Origin of the sequence: Streptomyces sp. NPDC057543, assembly GCF_042801895.1 — a bacterium.
Taxonomy (GTDB): domain Bacteria; phylum Actinomycetota; class Actinomycetes; order Streptomycetales; family Streptomycetaceae; genus Streptomyces.
Genome location: NZ_JBHVFF010000198.1, coordinates 1 through 16,156, shown reverse-complemented (window position 1 = coordinate 16,156; position 16,156 = coordinate 1). Strand labels below are relative to the sequence as shown.

Sequence of the window (16,156 nt, the reverse complement as noted above, 5' to 3'; positions counted from 1 at the left end):
CGACCAGGTCGGTCGGGGGCGCCGCGTATTCCTGGTCAGTCGTCTTCCTCGGGCGACTGCGGCCGCCATACGCCTCGTTCCAGCTTGTCCGCCGCGTCCTCGAGGAACGCCGACAGCAGTGGCCCTTCGGGCACGGTCCGGTCCTTGTGATTCCAGAGACCGACCTGTCCGTAGCTGTCGCCGGGCGTGGCGTTGACGAACAGCCCGGTGAACCCGTCGGGGTCGTAGGCCGCGAACGGAATCCACGTGCGGTCGTAGAAATCCAGGCTCGTATTGAAGCCGTACAGAAGTCGGGCCGCTGCCACGGAGACGAAGGTGTCGCCCTCCGGGAGAAGGGCGCGTGCCATGACTTCCTCTTCCGGGTCGCCCCAGGCCATCGGACCACCAGTGCCGTTGCTGCACAGCCACAGGGCCTGCAGTCCCGGCGGCAGAGCCCTGCCCGTCGCCGCCTCGATCTCTGCGAGCTGCTCGGGCGTAGCGCCCGACTGCAGGGTGGCGTAAGAGGCCGGGGCGTGCTCGCGCAGCCAGGCTTGTATCCGATTCCACGCGGTGGTGACACGCGCCGGTTCGTCGGTGGTCATGAGACCCGATGGAGCAAAAAGGCACGATGCGCCCGTAGTTCCGGACCGAGCTGATGCAACCGGCCTTCGACCGGCCGGACATCGGCGTGCGCGAAGCCGCCGAGTCCCTGCGTGTGCAGCCCCGCGAGGTGAGTACGTCGGTGCGCGAGCCCGCCACGGTTCGGCCGTCGGCCGACGAAGCGCCGGGCCGACTGCTGGAACCTCACAGCCAGCCCTTCTCGCGGGCGATGCGGACCGCCTCCGCGCGATTGCGGACCGCCAGTTTCTGGATCGCCATCGAGAGGTAGTTGCGGACCGTGCCCTGGGAGAGGTGGAGCGCGGCCGCTATCTCCGCGTTCGTGGAGCCGTCCGCCGCCGTGCGCAGCACATCGCGTTCGCGGTCGGTGAGCGGGTTCGCCCCGTCGGCGAGCGCGGCGGCCGCGAGGGTGGGGTCGATGACGCGCTCCCCGGCGAGCACCTTCCGTACTGCCGAGGCCAGTTGGGCGGCAGGGGCGTCCTTCACCAGGAAGGCGTCGGCGCCCGACTCCATTGCGCGGCGCAGGTAGCCGGGGCGGCCGAAGGTGGTGACGACGACGACCTTCACGGCCGGAAGTTCGCGCCGCAGGGCCGCCGCCGCGTCGATGCCCGTCATGCCCGGCATCTCGATGTCCAGGAGCGCCACGTCGATGCGGTGCTCGTGCGCCGCGGTGAGCACCTCGTCCCCGCGGGCGACCTGCGCCACCACCTCGATGTCGGGTTCCAGGCCGAGGAGTGCCGCGAGGGCCTCGCGCACCATGGACTGGTCCTCGGCGAGGAGGAGTCTGATCATGCTCATTCCGTGGATCCTAGGCCGGATCCGAGCGGAACGGTCAGGGTCAGGGTGAAGCCTTTACCGGATCCGGAGCGGGAGTTGCCGGCTGCGGCGATCAGCGTGCCGTCGACCGTGGCGAGGCGTTCGGTGATGCCGGTGAGACCGTTGCCCGGTTCCGTTCCCGAAGCACCGACGCCATCGTCCGCGACGGTGAGTTCGAGGACCTTGCCGTCGAGGGTCTGGCGTCGGTCGAGCGTGACGGTGCAGTGCCGGGCGCCGCTGTGACGTACGACATTGGTGACGGCTTCGCGCAGTGCCCAGGCGAGCACCTCCTCCGGCTTCTCGGGGAGGTCCTCGGGAGCCTCGGCGGGGACGACGGCGGTGATGCCCGCGGCGGCGAGTGCGGTACGGGCTCCGGCCAGTTCGCCGGGGAGGGTCGGACGGCGGTAGCCGGTGACGGCGCCGCGTACGTCGACCAGGGCCTGGCGGCTGACCTGTTCGATGTCCGCGACCTGCGCGGCGGCCTGCTCCGGGTGGTCGGGGAGCATCCGCCCGGCCAGTTCGCTCTTGAGCGTGATGAGCGAGAGCGAGTGGCCGAGCAGGTCGTGCAGATCGCGGGCGAGCCGCAGCCGCTCCTCGTTGGCGGCGAGCTGGGCGACGGTCGCGCGGGCCTCGCGGAGCTGGATCGTCGTACGGATCATCTGGCGTACGCCGGTCATCGCGAAGCCGCCGAGGAGCGCGGGGAAGACCAGGGCGGTGATGATCTCGCGGGGGTGGTCGTCGGTGAGGCCGAGGAGAACCAGGACGGCGACGACCGCGGGGATCAGCCAGCGGGCGGTCCGCAGCGGCAGCGTGGCGCCGACGGAGACCGCCACGTACACGAAGAGGACCAGCCACGCGGTGCCGAGCGTCAGGGAGAGGGTGACGGCGAGGGCGCCGAGGAAGGCGATCGAGGACTGGACGACGCGCCGGTCGAGGGCGTTCGACGTGTGACGGAAGACCAGCACCAGATAGGCGCCGACGAAGACCAGCAGACCCAGTACGCCCAGCGCGGTGCCCCACGGGGTGTGGTGGCCGTCGGCCAGGTCCTTGACCGGGGCGCTCATGAACGCGAGCCAGACACCGATCCAGAGCAGCTTGATCCAGACCTGCCGACGGCCCGTCGGTGGGCGCCCGACACCCACGTACTCCTCCTCGTCCTTCACGCCTTCAGGGTGTCCTTCCGGTAGAGCCAGGCCGCTCCGCCCGCGAAGATCAGGAAGTAGACGCAGAGGATGGCGACGTCCTTGCCGTGCGGCGACCCGCCCATTTCGATCGCCTGACCGAGAGAAGCGTACGCGTGTGTGGGCAGCCATTCGGAAACGTTCTGGAGCCACTGCGGGAAGGTCGCGCTGGGCATCCACAGACCCCCGAGGATGGAGAGCCCGAAGTAGATGATCATCGTGATCGGGCGGACCGCGTCGCCGCTGGCGATGTAGCCGATGGCGACCCCGAGCGCGGCGAAGACCATCGAACCGGCCCAGATGACGCCGGTCAGCGCGAACCACTGCCAGGTGTCCAGCCGTACGTGCTTGACGGTGGCGGCGACCAGGAACACGACCACGATGCAGGGCAGGGTGACCATCGCCGCACTGGCGATCTTCGCCAGGACATAGCCGCGACCGGGCAGTGCGGTGAGCCGGAGCTGGCGGACCCATCCCTTCTCGCGCTCCTTGGCGATGCGTTCGCTGTTGCCCATGAGGACGGCGGTCAGCGCGCCGAAGGATGCCATCGAGACCATGAAGAAGGCCTGGAGAGTGAGGTCGCTGTTCGGGACCTTGTCCGTGGTGTTCCGGGTGCCGGAGATCAGCAGGTAGATCACCGACGGGTAGATGACCGAGAAGAACATGAACTTCTTGTTCCGCAGGGTGCGGGTCACTTCGAGCCGGATGAGGGCCCACGAGAAGAAACTCAGCACTGGTTCCTGGCCTCCTCGGCCTCGGTGATGGCGACGAAGGCCTGCTCCAGGCCGAGTCCCGCGACTTCGAGTGCGCGCGGGTAGAGGCCGAGCCCGTAGACCGCGTGGACGGTCGCGTCGGCGTTGTGCGACTGGATACGGACCCGGTTGCCGGTGATGTCGAGCGTGGACAGGAACGGCAGGTCGCGCAGGGTCGCCTCGTCGACCGGGCCCTCCAGCTCGAAGGAGATCCGGCGGGCTCCGGCCTTCTCCTTGATCTCGGCGGCGGTGCCGTCGGCCAGCAGCCGGCCCTTGTGGAGCACGAGGACGCGGTCGGCGATCGCGTCGGCCTCTTCGAGGTAGTGGGTGGCGAACAGGACGGTGCGGCCCTGCTCGGCCTGCTCGCGCATGGTGGCCCAGAAGGCCTGGCGGGCCGTGACGTCCATGCCGGTGGTCGGCTCGTCGAGGACGATCAGGTCGTTGGCCCCGGCGGTGGCGAGCGCGAACCGTACGCGCTGCTCCTGGCCGCCGGAGAGCTTGTTGACCATGCGGTCGGCGATCTGCGCGATACCGGCGCGGGACAGCACCTCGCCCACCGGACAGGGCCTGGGGTGCAGATCGCAGGCGAGGCGGACGAGCTCCCCGACCGTGACGTCCTCCATCAGGCCGCCGCTCTGCAGCATCGCGCCGACGCGGCCCGCGGCGATGGCGCCCTGCGGGGTGGTGTCGAAGACCCGGACCGAACCGGAGTCCGCGGTGCGCAGGCCGAGCAGCAGATCCAGGGTGGAGGACTTTCCGGCGCCGTTGGGGCCGAGGAGCGCCACGGTCTCGCCGGGGTGCAGATCGAGGGTGAGTCCGTCGACGGCGCGCACCGTCCCGTACGCCTTGCTGACCCGGTCGAAGCGGACCACGGCGGTCTTGGCTCCGGTGGTCTCGGGGGCTGTCGTTGTCATGCGTCCAGCGTGGCGGAGCGCGGGGTGGGCCCGGCAGGGCCGCGGGTCGTGGAATCGGGATGACGGATGTCATGCGGAGCGCGTGACACCGGTGGCGGGGCAGGCGGTCGGGCGGCCGTCCGGAGAACTGTGGGAGGCACGCCCGCCCGGACACGGCGCCGCCCCCGGCCGGGGGTCCGGACGGGGGCGGGGCGGTGTACGGGTGCGGTTATCCGTTGCCGCCGAGGTCGATCGTGACGGTCCGCTCGACGGGAGTCCTGCCGACCAGCGCGGTCTGCATGGCGGCCGCCACGTCGTCGGCACTGAGCTGGTGCTTCTTGCCGTCGCCCTTGGTGACCATGATGCCGTCGAAGACGCCTTCGCAGAGGGTGTCGATGGCCTTCTTGTCGTAGTGCTCGACCAGCCGGCCCTTGACCGGCACCATCGTCAGGATCTTCGGCAGCGACTTGGCCGGCCCGAACTGGATCTGCTTGGGACCGGCCTTGATGGTGATCAGGCCGGACATCGCGGGCTGCGCGAATTCCTTCATCGCCCGGTCCAGTTCGGCCTGGCTGATGGTGGGTTCGCGGCTGGTGACCGGCAGTTGGACGGTGTCCGTCCGGCCGGTCTCCACCTGGGCCCGGTACGCGTCGCGCACCGAGATCAGCGACTGGTTGACGTCCAGCGCCTTGCCCGCCTTGCCGGGTACGGCGACGGCCTTGCCCGGTTCGAAGCGGATCGTGCCGTCCTTGGCCGAGCCGGAGACGCCCGCCAGGTCCGTGAGCGCGACCCCGAGCTTCTCCTCGTCCACCGGGATCACCGGGTCGACGACGCGCTTGCTGCCGAAGAGGGAGCCGATGACGGAGAGCGGGTTGTAGTCGCTGCCCGCGGCCGAGCGCACGGTCTCCTGGCTGTCCAGGCCGAGCCCCGCCTTGTCCGGTGCGAGCTCGGTCTTCCTGCCGTCCACGGACAGCTGGAGGGGGGCCTGGGCGCGCTTGCCGAGGGCGGCGTCCAGCTTCGCGACGCCCTCCTCCTTGGTGCCGCCGCCGATGTCGACACCGAGGACCGTGGTGCCCTTGGGGACGTCGGAGTGGTTCATCAGCAGCCCGGCGCCGTACGCGACACCGACCAGGCCGACGACACCGGCGCAGAGGAGGACCAGCTTGGAGCGGCCCTTCTTCTTCGCGGGCGGGGTCGGCGAGGCGGGGCGCGCGGCGGGACCGGGCGACGGGGTGGCGGGTCCGCCGGGACCGGCCGGACCGGTGCCCATCGCGTCGTCCGCGAGACCGGGCGTCAGGTCGGGACGTCCACCGCCGGGGCCGCCCGCGCCCACGAACGGGGACGGAGGCGGGAACGGCGAGCGGTGCTCCGGCGGGACGACGGGGATGCCGCTGGTGAGCGTGTCACCGGAGACGTTGCCGCCCCGGCCGGCAGCGGCCGGGCCGGGCGACTGGGGCGTCAGCACCGCCGTGTCGTCGGACATCCGCGGAGGCACGCCACCGGGGGCGCCGGAACCCTGACCCTGCGGGCCCGCGGAACCTCCGGGGCCCTGACTCTGTGGGCCCGCGGTCCCCCCGGGGCCCGCCGAGCCGAAGCCGCCCGCCCCTTCGAGGTTCGGGGTCAGGGACGACGTGCCGGTGACGCCCGTGGTCGGTCCGGAGGGGCCGGGCGTACGCACGCCGAGGTTGGGCGTGGGGCGCGGGCCGCCGGACGTGCGGGGGCCGAGGTCGTCGAGGGCGCTGATGCCGGAGCTGGGCGCGTCCTGCTCGCCGGTGCGCTGCGGACCGTCCGAGAAGTACGGCAGGTCGGCGCGCGGCGGGGTGGGCGCGGCGCCCTTGGGGCCGTCGGCGCCACCGGGCGCCCCGGAGCCGACGACCGAGGTGTTCGTGGGGGCTTTGCGCGGGGCGAACCAGTCGCCGCCGTTCTTCTCCCTGGCCGGCTTCTCGGCAGCCGGCTCCGCCCTCGCCGAACCGGGTCCCGCCCCGTCGGCCGGTGCGGTGTCGGCCCGGTCCGACGCACCGCTCGGCGCGGGCGAGGCGGGGCGCGGGATGCTGCTCGTGCGCTCGGCTTCGGTGGCGTCGGCGTCGCTCATGGGCGTACGCATGACGACGGGCGGGATGGGACGCGAGCCCGGGATGTTGATCCGGATGCGCGTCGTCAGCGTCGTCTCGGTCCTCGGCTCTTCGGACTGAGGCGGATCCGCAGGCTCCGGGGCCCCCTCCGGGGCGTCCTGCGAAGGGTGCAGCGACGGATACTGGCGGGATCCGTACGGCGGCGTCCCCGAGGGGTACGCGGCTCCTCCACGCCCCTGAGGCCCGGAGGACGAACTGTCAGTTTCACGACTCAAAGCAGGTTCTCCCGATTGGCTCCGCCGCCCGTACTTCCCCCATGCCGCAGGCCTGGGGACGGCTCGGCGCGCGAACCACCTTACTGGCCGTCGCCGACAGACACTCCGCCACCGGGGGAAACGCCTGCACGACCGCCGGACGGACAAGGGGCATTACGGGATCGGACGTGGCACATTACTTGCCAGGTCGGCCGCTGTCGGCGTCCGTTCGCGGCGACCGCGACATGGTGGCACAGATCACAGCGACGGCCATACCGCCCAGCATGAAGAGGGTGAGGCCCAGTTCATCGCCGAAGACATAGTCGCCTTCCGGCCGCCCGCCGAGCAGCACAATGACCGAAATCAGCCAGCCCGCGGCCGGGGCCAGGGCGCCGAGCTGGGTGCCGAAGACGCAGCGCCCGCCGTAGAACAGTCCGGCGCACGCAGCCAGCGCGAGCAGCAATCCGGCGGGGAACCAGGCCGCTTGGACCAGTGCCCCGGCAATCCCGACGAGCACGCCGAGGACGGCGAGGCCCGCATACGCGGCGATCCGCCCGGGGTTGAGGGGCGCGGCGAGCCCGGTGGCCGCGGTGTCCCTGGCGGGCGCGCCGGTGCGCGGTGTGCGCTGCTTGCCGTCGCTCATCGCTCAGCCCCCGATACGTCGGCTCCGTGTACGCCCGCTTCCGGTGCGTCGGCCCCTGCTGCGTGCGCTTCCGGAAGGCCTGCCCCCGCTGCGTCCGCTTCCGGCAGCCCGGCGAACAGGTCGTCCTCACGGGCCCCTTGAGGGGCCCCGGAGGAGCCGCGTACCAACTCGTAGTACTCGGTGGTGAAGACGGGCTGGCCGAGGTCGTTGGAGAGAGCGAAGAAGGGTCCGTCCACGATGATCTGGGTGGCATGGGCCCGCATCGCGGCACTCTTGGCGGCCGCGTGGGCCGAGCCGTCGATCCGCGCGGTGATCGTCGTGTCGTCGACCACACCCGGTACGTCGTCGAGGGCGGCGATTCCCGGGAAGGCGTCCGGTGCCGTCTCCCGCAGGCGCGCGAAGCCCTCTTCGGCCACCGAGCGCGGCACCCGGTTCCAGTAGATCTTGGCGATGGTGTGCGGGGTGTCCGGTCCCGTGCGGTATGCCGGGTCGGCGGCCAGCTCCGCCGCCCGCATCGCGACGCGGTGCGCCTGGATGTGGTCGGGGTGCCCGTAGCCGCCGTCGGGGTCGTACGTCACGAGGACCTGCGGGCGCACCGAGCGGATCACCTCCACGAGGTATCCGGCGGCGGCGTCCACGTCCGCGGCCCAGAAGGCCCCGGGGCGGTGGTTCTGCTCGGCGCCCATCATTCCGGAGTCGCGGAAGCGGCCGGGGCCGCCGAGGAGGCGGTGGTCGGTGACCCCCAGCTCCTTCATCGCCGCGGCGAGTTCGCCCCGGCGGTAGGGGCCCAGGGTGTCGTCCCGGTCCGCCGCGAGATGGGCGAGGGCGGGCGGGATGATCTCTCCCTCCTCGCCGAGTGTGCAGGTCACGAGGGTCACCTGGGCGCCCTCGGCCGCGTACTTGGCCATGGTGGCGCCGTTGTTGATCGACTCGTCGTCGGGGTGCGCGTGCACCAGGAGCAGACGCCGGGCGGGATGGTCCGTCATAGGGACCACCCTACGAGCCGGACGCCTCGGGCCCTGACCGCACACCGACCGACAACAAGTGGAAGCACGAAACCGGGGCTCAGAACTTGAGGCTTCCGATCATGCCTGCCACATTCGTGGTCAGGTTCGAGATGCTGGGTGCAATGGACGAGCTGGCGAGATAGAAACCGAGCAGCGCGCAGACCACCGCATGTCCGCCCTTCAGTCCGGATTTCCGGATCAGCAGGAAGACGACGATCGCCAGCAGCACCACCGCCGAAATCGAGAGTGCCACGGCGGTTCACCTCCATCAGTCCATCAGTACGGTCGGATCGGTCAGCACACACGGAGCCAGCAGGTTCATACCCACCGAGCGCTACGGATCATAACTATCCGTCGCACCGCATTGATCGGGGCACAGCAGCACGAGGGGCGCACGACCGGGTGGTCGGGGGCTAGGTTCGAGCCCATGACTTCGCAGAAGATCTCGTTTCCCCGCCAGCACGCCAGGACCATGCGATTCACCCTCGGCGCTCCCCGTGCGTTCACCGTTTCACCCGACGGTGAGCGGGTGATCTTCCTGCGGTCCGGCTCGGGCACGGACCGGGCGGGCCGGCTGTGGGTGCTGGACCTGCCGGAGGGCGGGGCGCCGCAGGAGCGCGTCGTCGCCGATCCCGGGACGCTGCTGGGCGGTTCGGCGGAGCGGCTGTCGGCGCAGGAGCGGGCCCGGCGCGAGCGCAGCCGTGAGGGCTCCTCGGGGATCGTCGGCTACGCGGTGGACGCGGCGGCCGAGTTGGCCGCGTTCGCGCTCTCCGGGAAGGTGTACGTCGCGGAGTTGCGGGCGGGTACGGCGCGGGCGCTGCCGGTGCCCGGTCCGGTGATCGACCCGCGGCCCTCGCCGGACGGGCGGCACATCGCGTACGTGTCCAAGGGTGCGCTGCGCGTCGTGGGCGCCGACGGCGACGGGGACCGGGCGCTCGCGGAGCCGGAGGGGGAGAACGTCTCGTACGGTCTGGCGGAGTTCATCGCGGCCGAGGAGATGCAGCGCTCGCGGGGCTTCTGGTGGTCGCCGGAGTCGGACCGGCTGCTGGTCGCCCGGGTCGACGACAGTCCCGTACAGCGGTGGTGGATCGCGGATCCCGCGCACCCGGAGCGCAGGCCCGCCGAGGTCGCCTACCCGGCGGCGGGGACGCCCAACGCCGAGGTGCGGCTCTTCGTGACGGGCCTGGACGGCAGCCGTACCGAAGTGGTCTGGGACCGGGCACGCCATCCGTATCTGGCTCAGGTGCACTGGTCGTCGGACGGGGCTCCGCTGCTCCTCGTACAGGCCCGTGACCAGCAGAGCCAGCTGTTCCTCGCGGTGGACACGGAGACCGGGACGACGCGGACGGTGCATGTCGACGAGGACCCGGTCTGGCTGGAAATCTTCCCCGGCGTGCCCGCCTGGGCGCCGGACGGGCGGCTCGTGCGGATCGCGGACGAGGGCGGGGCGCGGGTGCTCGCGGTCGGCGACCGGCTGCTGACCGGGGCGCAGTTGCAGCTCCAGGCGGTCCTGGACATCGGTGATTCGGATGTCCTGGTGTCGGCGTCGGCGGGCGAGGAGGCCGCGGAGCCGGAGATCGGCGAGAGCCATGTGTACCGGGTCAACGAACTGGGCATTGAGCGGATCTCCGAAGGGGCGGGGGTGCATTCGGCGGTCCGCGCGGGCGGGGTGACGGTGCTGGTCTCCCAGTCCCTGGAACGGCCGGGGGCCCGTGCCGAGGTACTCCGCGACGGCAAGCGGATCGCCACCGTGGCGAGCTTCGCGCAGGAGCCGGTCCTGTCGGCACGGGTGCGCCTCACCGAAGGGGGCGCACGGCGAATTCCGTGCGCCGTGCTGCTCCCCGACGGGTACAAGGAATCGGACGGTCCGCTTCCGGTCCTCATGGATCCGTACGGCGGACCGCACGGCCGGCGGGTGCTCGCCGCCCACAATCCGCATCTGACGTCACAGTGGTTCGCCGATCAGGGCTTCGCGGTGGTCGTCGCGGACGGCCGTGGCGCGCCGGGGCGTTCACCGGGCTGGGAGAAGGCCGTCAAGGACAATCTCGCCCTCACCGTGGACGATCAGATCGAGGCGCTGCACGCGCTGGCCGGGCGGTTCCCGCTGGATCTCGGCAAGGTGGCGATCCGCGGCTGGTCGTTCGGCGGCTATCTGGCGGCGCTGGCCGTGCTGCGGCGGCCGGACGTCTTCCACGCGGCGGTGGTGGGCGCTCCGGTGACCGACCAGCGGCTGTACGACACCCACTACACCGAGCGCTACCTCGGCGACCCGGCGAAGCAGCCGGAGGTGTACGCGCGCAACTCGGTGCTGACGGACGAGGGGCTCTCCGGGGCCGCCGACCAGGTCCGACCGATGATGATCATCCATGGTCTGGCGGACGACAACGTGGTGGTCGCGCACTCGCTGAAGCTGTCGTCGGCGCTGCTGTCGGCGGGGCGCCCGCACGAGGTGCTGCCGCTCAGCGGGGTGACGCACATGACGCCGCAGGAGCAGGTGGCGGAGAATCTGCTGCTGCTCCAAGTGGACTTCCTGAAGCGGTCGTTGGGGCTTCGGGCGTGAGCCGGCCGGTCTCCCGTCACCAGCCCGGCGGCGGCTGGGACGGGGGCGGCGGGCCGAAGACGCCGGGCCGCGGATAGCCGTACCCCTGCCCATACCCCTGGTGGGGCTGGGCGGGGGTGTCCGCGGCGCCCCGCCGGGCCAGCACGATGAGCACCACCACTCCGGCGATGACTTCGAAGAGCCAGGTCAGTACGGTGAGTTGCTCCTCGACCGGCAGGTCGCCGAAGTGATCAAAGAAGTCGTAGTGCACGGCGCGGGCCACTCCCAGCACGCCGGCGGACAGCAGCGCACCGGCCGCGATCAAGCCGAACGGCCGCGCGTGCACGGCGCGGCTGAGCGCGCTCGTCCCCGCGTACAGACAGAGCAGCGCGACGAGCGCACTGCTCCAGCCCGGCGGAGGGTCGGTCAGCGCCTGCATCGCCCGGTTCCCGCCCAGGAACCAGTCGGGGTAGACCTGGGGGAACCGTACGGCCTGGCGGATCTCCCAGGCGATCACGACCGCTCCGGCGGCGCCCAGCAGCAGAAAGGCGATCACCCCGGCCCCCTGGCCAGGACGGCCCGGGGTGGCCTCGGAGAAGTCGCGCGGCGGCCTGCGCCCGGCCCCCGCGGTGATGATCAGTGCGACGCCCGCCGCGAGTGCCACGAAGGCACAGACGAGGGCGCGGGTGCGGAGGTCGTCGGAGTACGCGGCGTCCATCGGGGACTCGCCGATGTTCCAGAGTCCGGGGAGCCGCATGCCGAGGGTGACCACTCCGGTGGCGACCAGTGCGGTTGCGGCCACCGAGGACCGCAGGGCCGCGACGGCGGTGACCACATACGCCACGAGCAGCATCACGTCGTCGGCCGAGGTGGTGGGCGGCACCGATGGCCGCATCTCGTAGTAGCCGGCCCAGTACTTCCACAACCGCCCAGGATCGTCGACGGCCTGGAGATCCCGTACGAGCCAGCCCGCGACGATCACGGCGAGCAGGACGCAGAGGACAGCGCCGGTGATCCTTGCTCCGCGCGTGAGTATCACGCGATCGATACTCCCCCGGCCCTCGCCCGCCGGACAAGAGGGGCACCGGGATGATGCCTGAACGGGCAACCGGCCGGGGGGACTTGACGACCCCCCGGCCGGTTCACGGCACCCGCACGGCCGTACGACGACCATCGTGGCGCGTTCGTATATCGGAGGTGGGACGGCCGGGTTGCCCGCGCGTTAACGCGTCCGCGATCAGCCGGCCCGGCTGCTCCCGGACGGCGACGGCCCGTCTTCCTGTTCCTGGCCAATGGCGCCCGAGGAGCCCGCCTCGCCCTCCTTCTCCGCCGCGTCGTCCTCCCCCGCCAGGCCCTCCGGCGAATCCCCCGGCAGTTCTTCCGTCGACTCCGTCGGCAGCTCCCCCGGCGTCTCCAGCAGCCCCTCCGGCGGCACCACCTGCTTCTCCTCCGCGAAGTGGCAGGCCGAGTCGTGCGTGGCCGGGGTGTCCGTCAACCGGAAGACCGCCGGAACCGCCAGCAGCGGCACCTCCACTGCGCACCGCTCCCGCGCCTTCCAGCAGCGGGTGCGGAATCGGCAGCCGGAGGGCGGGTTGGCGGGCGACGGGACGTCGCCGTGCAGGATGATCCGCTCCCGGTGCTCGCGCGCCATCGGGTCCGGCACCGGGACGGCGGACAGCAGCGCCTGGGTGTATGGATGCGTGGGGTGGTCGTAGATCTGCTCTTCGGTGCCGATCTCGACGATCCGGCCCAGGTACATCACGCCGACCCGGTCGGAGATGTGCCGGACGATCGACAGGTCGTGCGCGATGAAGACGTAACTCAGCCCGAACTCCGACTGGAGCCGGTCCAGCAGGTTGACGACCTGCGCCTGCACGGAGACGTCGAGGGCGGAGACGGGTTCGTCGGCGACGATGATCTCGGGGTTCAGAGCCAGGCCGCGGGCGATGCCGATGCGCTGGCGCTGGCCGCCGGAGAACTGGTGCGGATAGCGGTTGATGTACTCCGGGTTGAGCCCGACGACGTCCAGCAGGTCCTGGACCTTGCGGCGCCGATCGCCCTTCGGGGCCACCTCGGAGTGGATCTCGTACGGCTCCCCGATGATGTCGCCGACCGTCATCCGGGGATTGAGGGAGGTGTACGGGTCCTGGAACACCATCTGGATGTTGCGGCGCACGGCCTTCAGCGCGCGCCCCGACAGCTTGGTGATGTCCTCGCCCTTGTACTTGACCGTGCCGGCCGTCGGCTGTTCCAGATGGACCAGCATCCTGGCCACGGTCGACTTGCCGCAGCCCGACTCCCCCACGATGCCGAGCGTCTCGCCCGCCGCCAGGTCGAAGGAGACCCCGTCGACCGCCTTGACGGCGCCGATCTGCTTCTTGATCAGGATGCCCTGGGTCAGCGGGTAGTGCTTGACGAGATCGCGGACCTCCAGAATCGGCTCGCCGCCCGCGCGGGTGGTCCCCGGTTCAGCGTGCATCGAGCGTCTCCTTCCAGAAATAGCAGGCGCTCTCGCGGTTCTCGGCCACCTGGAACAGCGGCGGTACCTCGCCCCGGCAGATCTCCTGGGCCATCGGGCAGCGCGGATGGAAGGCGCAGCCGGGCGGAATGTGCAGCAGGTTGGGCGGCAGGCCCTTGATCGCGTACAGTTCCTGGCCCTTCTGGTCGAGGCGCGGGATCGACTGGAGCAGACCCTTGGTGTACGGATGGGCGGGTGCCCGGTAGATCTCGTGGACGGGGGCGGTCTCGACGATCCGGCCGGCGTACATCACGGCGATGTGGTCGGCGACGTCCGCGACCACGCCGAGGTCATGGGTGATCAGGATCAGGCCCATGTTCAGTTCGCGCTGGAGCTCGGCGAGCAGGTCCATCACCTGGGCCTGGACGGTCACGTCGAGGGCGGTGGTGGGTTCGTCGGCGATGATCAGTGAGGGTTCCAGCGCCATCGCCATGGCGATCATGATGCGCTGACGCATGCCGCCGGAGAACTGGTGCGGATAGTTTCCGACGCGTTCTTTCGCGGCCGGGATGCGGACCCGGTCCATCAGTTCGACGGCCTTCCGCTTGGCGTCCTTGTGGGACATCCCGCGGTGGACGACGAACATCTCGCCGAGCTGCTCCCCCACGCTGAGCACGGGGTTGAGGGAGGAGAGGGCGTCCTGGAAGATCATGGCCATCTCCTGGCCGCGGATCTTCCGGCGCTCGTCCTTCTTCATCTTCAGCAGGTCGCGGTCCTTGAAGAGGATCTCGCCGCCGCTGATCTTCCCGGGGGGCATGTCGAGGATGCCCATGACGGCCTGTGCGGTGACCGACTTGCCGGAGCCGGATTCGCCGAGGACGGCCAGCGTCTCGCCCTCGGCCACCGAGTAACTGACCCCGTTGACTGCTCCGGCCACCCCATCGCGGGTGTGGAACTCCACGTGCAGATCGCGCACTTCGAGCAACATGGCAGCGGGCTCCTCAGCGCAGCTTGGGGTCGAGGGCGTCGCGCACCGCGTCGCCGAGCATGATGAACGCGAGCACGGTGACCGCCAGCGCTCCGGCGGGCCAGAGCAGCATGTGCGGGGCGTTGCGGATGTACTGGGACGCGGCGGAGATGTCGATGCCCCAGGAGACGGCCGGCGGTTTCAGGCCGACGCCGAGGAACGAGAGGGTCGCCTCCAGCGAGATGTACGTACCGAGCGCGATGGTCGCGACGACGATCACCGGCGCGATGGCGTTCGGCGTGATGTGGCGAAGCATCATCCGCGTGTTGGAGGCACCGAGCGCGCGTGCCGCCTGTACGTAGTCGTTCTGTTTGGCGGTGATCACGGAGCCCCGGGCGATGCGCGCGATCTGCGGCCAGCCCAGCAGCACGATGAAGCCGATCACCGGCCAGACGGTGGAGCTGGTGACGACGGAGAGGAAGACCAGGCCGCCGAGTACGACGGGGATGCCGAAGAAGACGTCGGTGAGGCGGGAGAGCACGGAGTCCCACCAGCCGCCGAAGAATCCCGCCAGGCCGCCGAGGAAGCCGCCGAGCAGGGTGACGCCCAGGGTGGCGCAGACGCCGACGGTGACGGAGTTCCTGGCGCCGTAGACGGTGCGGGTGTAGACGTCGCAGCCCTGTCCGTCGAAGCCGAAGGGGTGGCCGGGCTGGGAGCCCTCCTGGGCCTTGCCCAGGTCGCAGTTCAGGGGGTCCTGGTCCGCGATCAGCGACGGCCAGATCGAGATGATCACCAGGAAGAGGATGATCAGCGCGGAGATGATGAAGACCGGGTTGCGGCGCAGGTCCCGCCAGGCGTCGGACCACAGACTGCGCGGCTTCTCGGCGGGGCCGGTGCCCTCGGGGCCGCCGGGCGTCTTTTCGAGGGTCGCGCCCTCTTCCAGTGCGAGATCCATGACGCCTCCCGCGCCGGCCGGTGAGATCGCCTCGTCCGGTGTCTGCTCAGGCATAGCGGATCCTCGGGTCGAGTACGGCGTACAGCAGGTCGACGATCAGGTTCGCCGCCAGGAACACGAGGACCAGAATGGTGACGAACCCGACGACGGTCTGGGAGTTCTGGCGCAGGATGCCCTGGTAGAGCTGGTAGCCGACGCCGTGGATGTTGAAGATCCGCTCGGTGACGATCGCCCCGCCCATCAGGGCGCCCACGTCCGTACCGATGAAGGTGACGACGGGGATCAGCGAGTTGCGCAGCAGATGCCGGATGACCACGCGGCGCCTGGGCAGTCCCTTGGCGACGGCGGTACGGACGTAGTCGGCGCGGGTGTTCTCGGCGATCGAGGTCCGGGTGAGCCGGGTGACGTACGCCAGGGAGATCGAGGCAAGGACGAGTCCCGGGATGAGGAGCTCGTTGAACGGCGCCTCCGGGGAGACGGACGGTTTGATGACACCCCACTCCACTCCGAGGAGGAGCTGGAGCAGGAGACCGGTGACGAAGGTCGGGACGGAGATGACGACCAGGGTGAGGATGAGCACGGTGGTGTCGACGGGGCGGCCCCGGCGCAGACCGGTGACGACGCCGAGGCTGATGCCGATGACGATTTCGAAGACGATCGCGACGACGGTGAGCCGGATGGTGACGGGGAACGCGCTGCCCATCAGCTCGGTGACCTTCTGCCCGTTGAACGCGGTGCCGAAGTCTCCGGTGAAGACGTTGCCCATGTAGGTGGCGTATTGCTGCCAGACCGGCTTGTCGAGGCCGAATTCCGAGCGGAGTCGGGCTGCGGTCGCCGGGTCGCACTGGCGTTCGCCGCAGAGGCCCGCGATGGGGTCGCCCATCACGTTCACCATGAGGAAGATCAGCAGCGTGGCGCCGAAGAAGACCGGGATCATCTGCAGCAGACGCCGGATCACATAACGTCCCATGAAGGGCTCCGGGGGTCGCGGGGGCGGAGGCTCGGGCCGGGGAGTGACGCGC

Annotated in this window: 15 protein-coding genes; 1 reads left to right on the top strand and 14 read right to left on the bottom strand. The window is 70.6% G+C overall.

Annotation, left to right across the window (positions count from 1 at the left end):
• Positions 1–35: 35 nt before the first annotated feature.
• The 9 genes from ACFU8Q_RS27950 to ACFU8Q_RS27910 form a co-directional block, all read right to left on the bottom strand.
• A complete protein-coding gene (locus ACFU8Q_RS27950; protein WP_384458621.1) occupies positions 36–581 on the bottom strand; it encodes an SMI1/KNR4 family protein in 546 nt (181 codons plus the stop codon).
• Positions 582–783: 202 nt separating this feature from the next.
• The gene (locus ACFU8Q_RS27945; protein WP_384458619.1) at positions 784–1,395 is read right to left on the bottom strand and encodes a response regulator; all 612 of its coding nucleotides are present in this window, start codon (positions 1,393–1,395) and stop codon (positions 784–786) included.
• A complete protein-coding gene (locus ACFU8Q_RS27940) occupies positions 1,392–2,576 on the bottom strand; it encodes a sensor histidine kinase (RefSeq protein WP_384458617.1) in 1,185 nt (394 codons plus the stop codon). Before ACFU8Q_RS27940 ends, ACFU8Q_RS27945 begins: the two co-directional genes overlap by 4 nt.
• Entirely contained in the window at positions 2,573–3,259 is a 687-nt protein-coding gene (locus tag ACFU8Q_RS27935; RefSeq protein WP_384458623.1) for an ABC transporter permease, read from the bottom strand. The genes ACFU8Q_RS27940 and ACFU8Q_RS27935 overlap by 4 nt, the downstream gene beginning before the upstream one ends.
• Positions 3,260–3,321: 62 nt before the next feature.
• Positions 3,322–4,260: an ABC transporter ATP-binding protein gene (locus tag ACFU8Q_RS27930; protein ID WP_384458615.1), complete on the bottom strand. Its 939-nt coding sequence runs from the start codon at positions 4,258–4,260 to the stop codon at positions 3,322–3,324.
• 208 nt (positions 4,261–4,468) lie between these two features.
• Positions 4,469–6,331: a hypothetical protein gene (locus ACFU8Q_RS27925; protein ID WP_384458613.1), complete on the bottom strand. Its 1,863-nt coding sequence runs from the start codon at positions 6,329–6,331 to the stop codon at positions 4,469–4,471.
• A 430-nt stretch (positions 6,332–6,761) separates the two neighbouring features.
• Positions 6,762–7,208 (bottom strand): DUF6113 family protein, encoded by a 447-nt coding sequence (locus ACFU8Q_RS27920; protein ID WP_384458611.1) that lies wholly within the window; start codon positions 7,206–7,208, stop codon positions 6,762–6,764.
• The gene (gene mshB / locus ACFU8Q_RS27915) at positions 7,205–8,194 is read right to left on the bottom strand and encodes an N-acetyl-1-D-myo-inositol-2-amino-2-deoxy-alpha-D-glucopyranoside deacetylase (RefSeq protein WP_384458609.1); all 990 of its coding nucleotides are present in this window, start codon (positions 8,192–8,194) and stop codon (positions 7,205–7,207) included. The genes ACFU8Q_RS27920 and mshB overlap by 4 nt, the downstream gene beginning before the upstream one ends.
• Positions 8,195–8,273: 79 nt before the next feature.
• Positions 8,274–8,468, bottom strand: a complete 195-nt coding sequence (locus tag ACFU8Q_RS27910; RefSeq protein ID WP_093896879.1) for a hypothetical protein — start codon at positions 8,466–8,468, stop codon at positions 8,274–8,276.
• A gap of 174 nt (positions 8,469–8,642) precedes the next feature.
• Here ACFU8Q_RS27910 and ACFU8Q_RS27905 point away from each other — a divergent pair, with 174 nt between their 5' ends.
• Positions 8,643–10,775, top strand: a complete 2,133-nt coding sequence (locus ACFU8Q_RS27905; RefSeq protein WP_384458607.1) for a prolyl oligopeptidase family serine peptidase — start codon at positions 8,643–8,645, stop codon at positions 10,773–10,775.
• A 16-nt stretch (positions 10,776–10,791) separates the two neighbouring features.
• On the opposite strand, the gene ACFU8Q_RS27900 is transcribed toward ACFU8Q_RS27905, so the two are convergent.
• From ACFU8Q_RS27900 to ACFU8Q_RS27880, 5 genes are all read right to left on the bottom strand, one after another.
• Complete coding sequence (locus tag ACFU8Q_RS27900; protein ID WP_384458605.1) at positions 10,792–11,793, bottom strand: hypothetical protein; 1,002 nt, start codon at positions 11,791–11,793, stop codon at positions 10,792–10,794.
• A 198-nt stretch (positions 11,794–11,991) separates the two neighbouring features.
• Positions 11,992–13,233 (bottom strand): ABC transporter ATP-binding protein, encoded by a 1,242-nt coding sequence (locus ACFU8Q_RS27895; RefSeq protein ID WP_384458603.1) that lies wholly within the window; start codon positions 13,231–13,233, stop codon positions 11,992–11,994.
• Positions 13,223–14,200 (bottom strand): ABC transporter ATP-binding protein, encoded by a 978-nt coding sequence (locus tag ACFU8Q_RS27890; RefSeq protein ID WP_384458601.1) that lies wholly within the window; start codon positions 14,198–14,200, stop codon positions 13,223–13,225. The genes ACFU8Q_RS27895 and ACFU8Q_RS27890 overlap by 11 nt, the downstream gene beginning before the upstream one ends.
• A 13-nt stretch (positions 14,201–14,213) precedes the next feature.
• Positions 14,214–15,188 (bottom strand): ABC transporter permease, encoded by a 975-nt coding sequence (locus ACFU8Q_RS27885; protein ID WP_384458599.1) that lies wholly within the window; start codon positions 15,186–15,188, stop codon positions 14,214–14,216.
• Positions 15,181–16,104, bottom strand: coding sequence for an ABC transporter permease (locus tag ACFU8Q_RS27880; protein ID WP_384458597.1), 924 nt, complete (start codon positions 16,102–16,104; stop codon positions 15,181–15,183). The genes ACFU8Q_RS27885 and ACFU8Q_RS27880 overlap by 8 nt, the downstream gene beginning before the upstream one ends.
• Positions 16,105–16,156 lie beyond the last annotated feature (52 nt).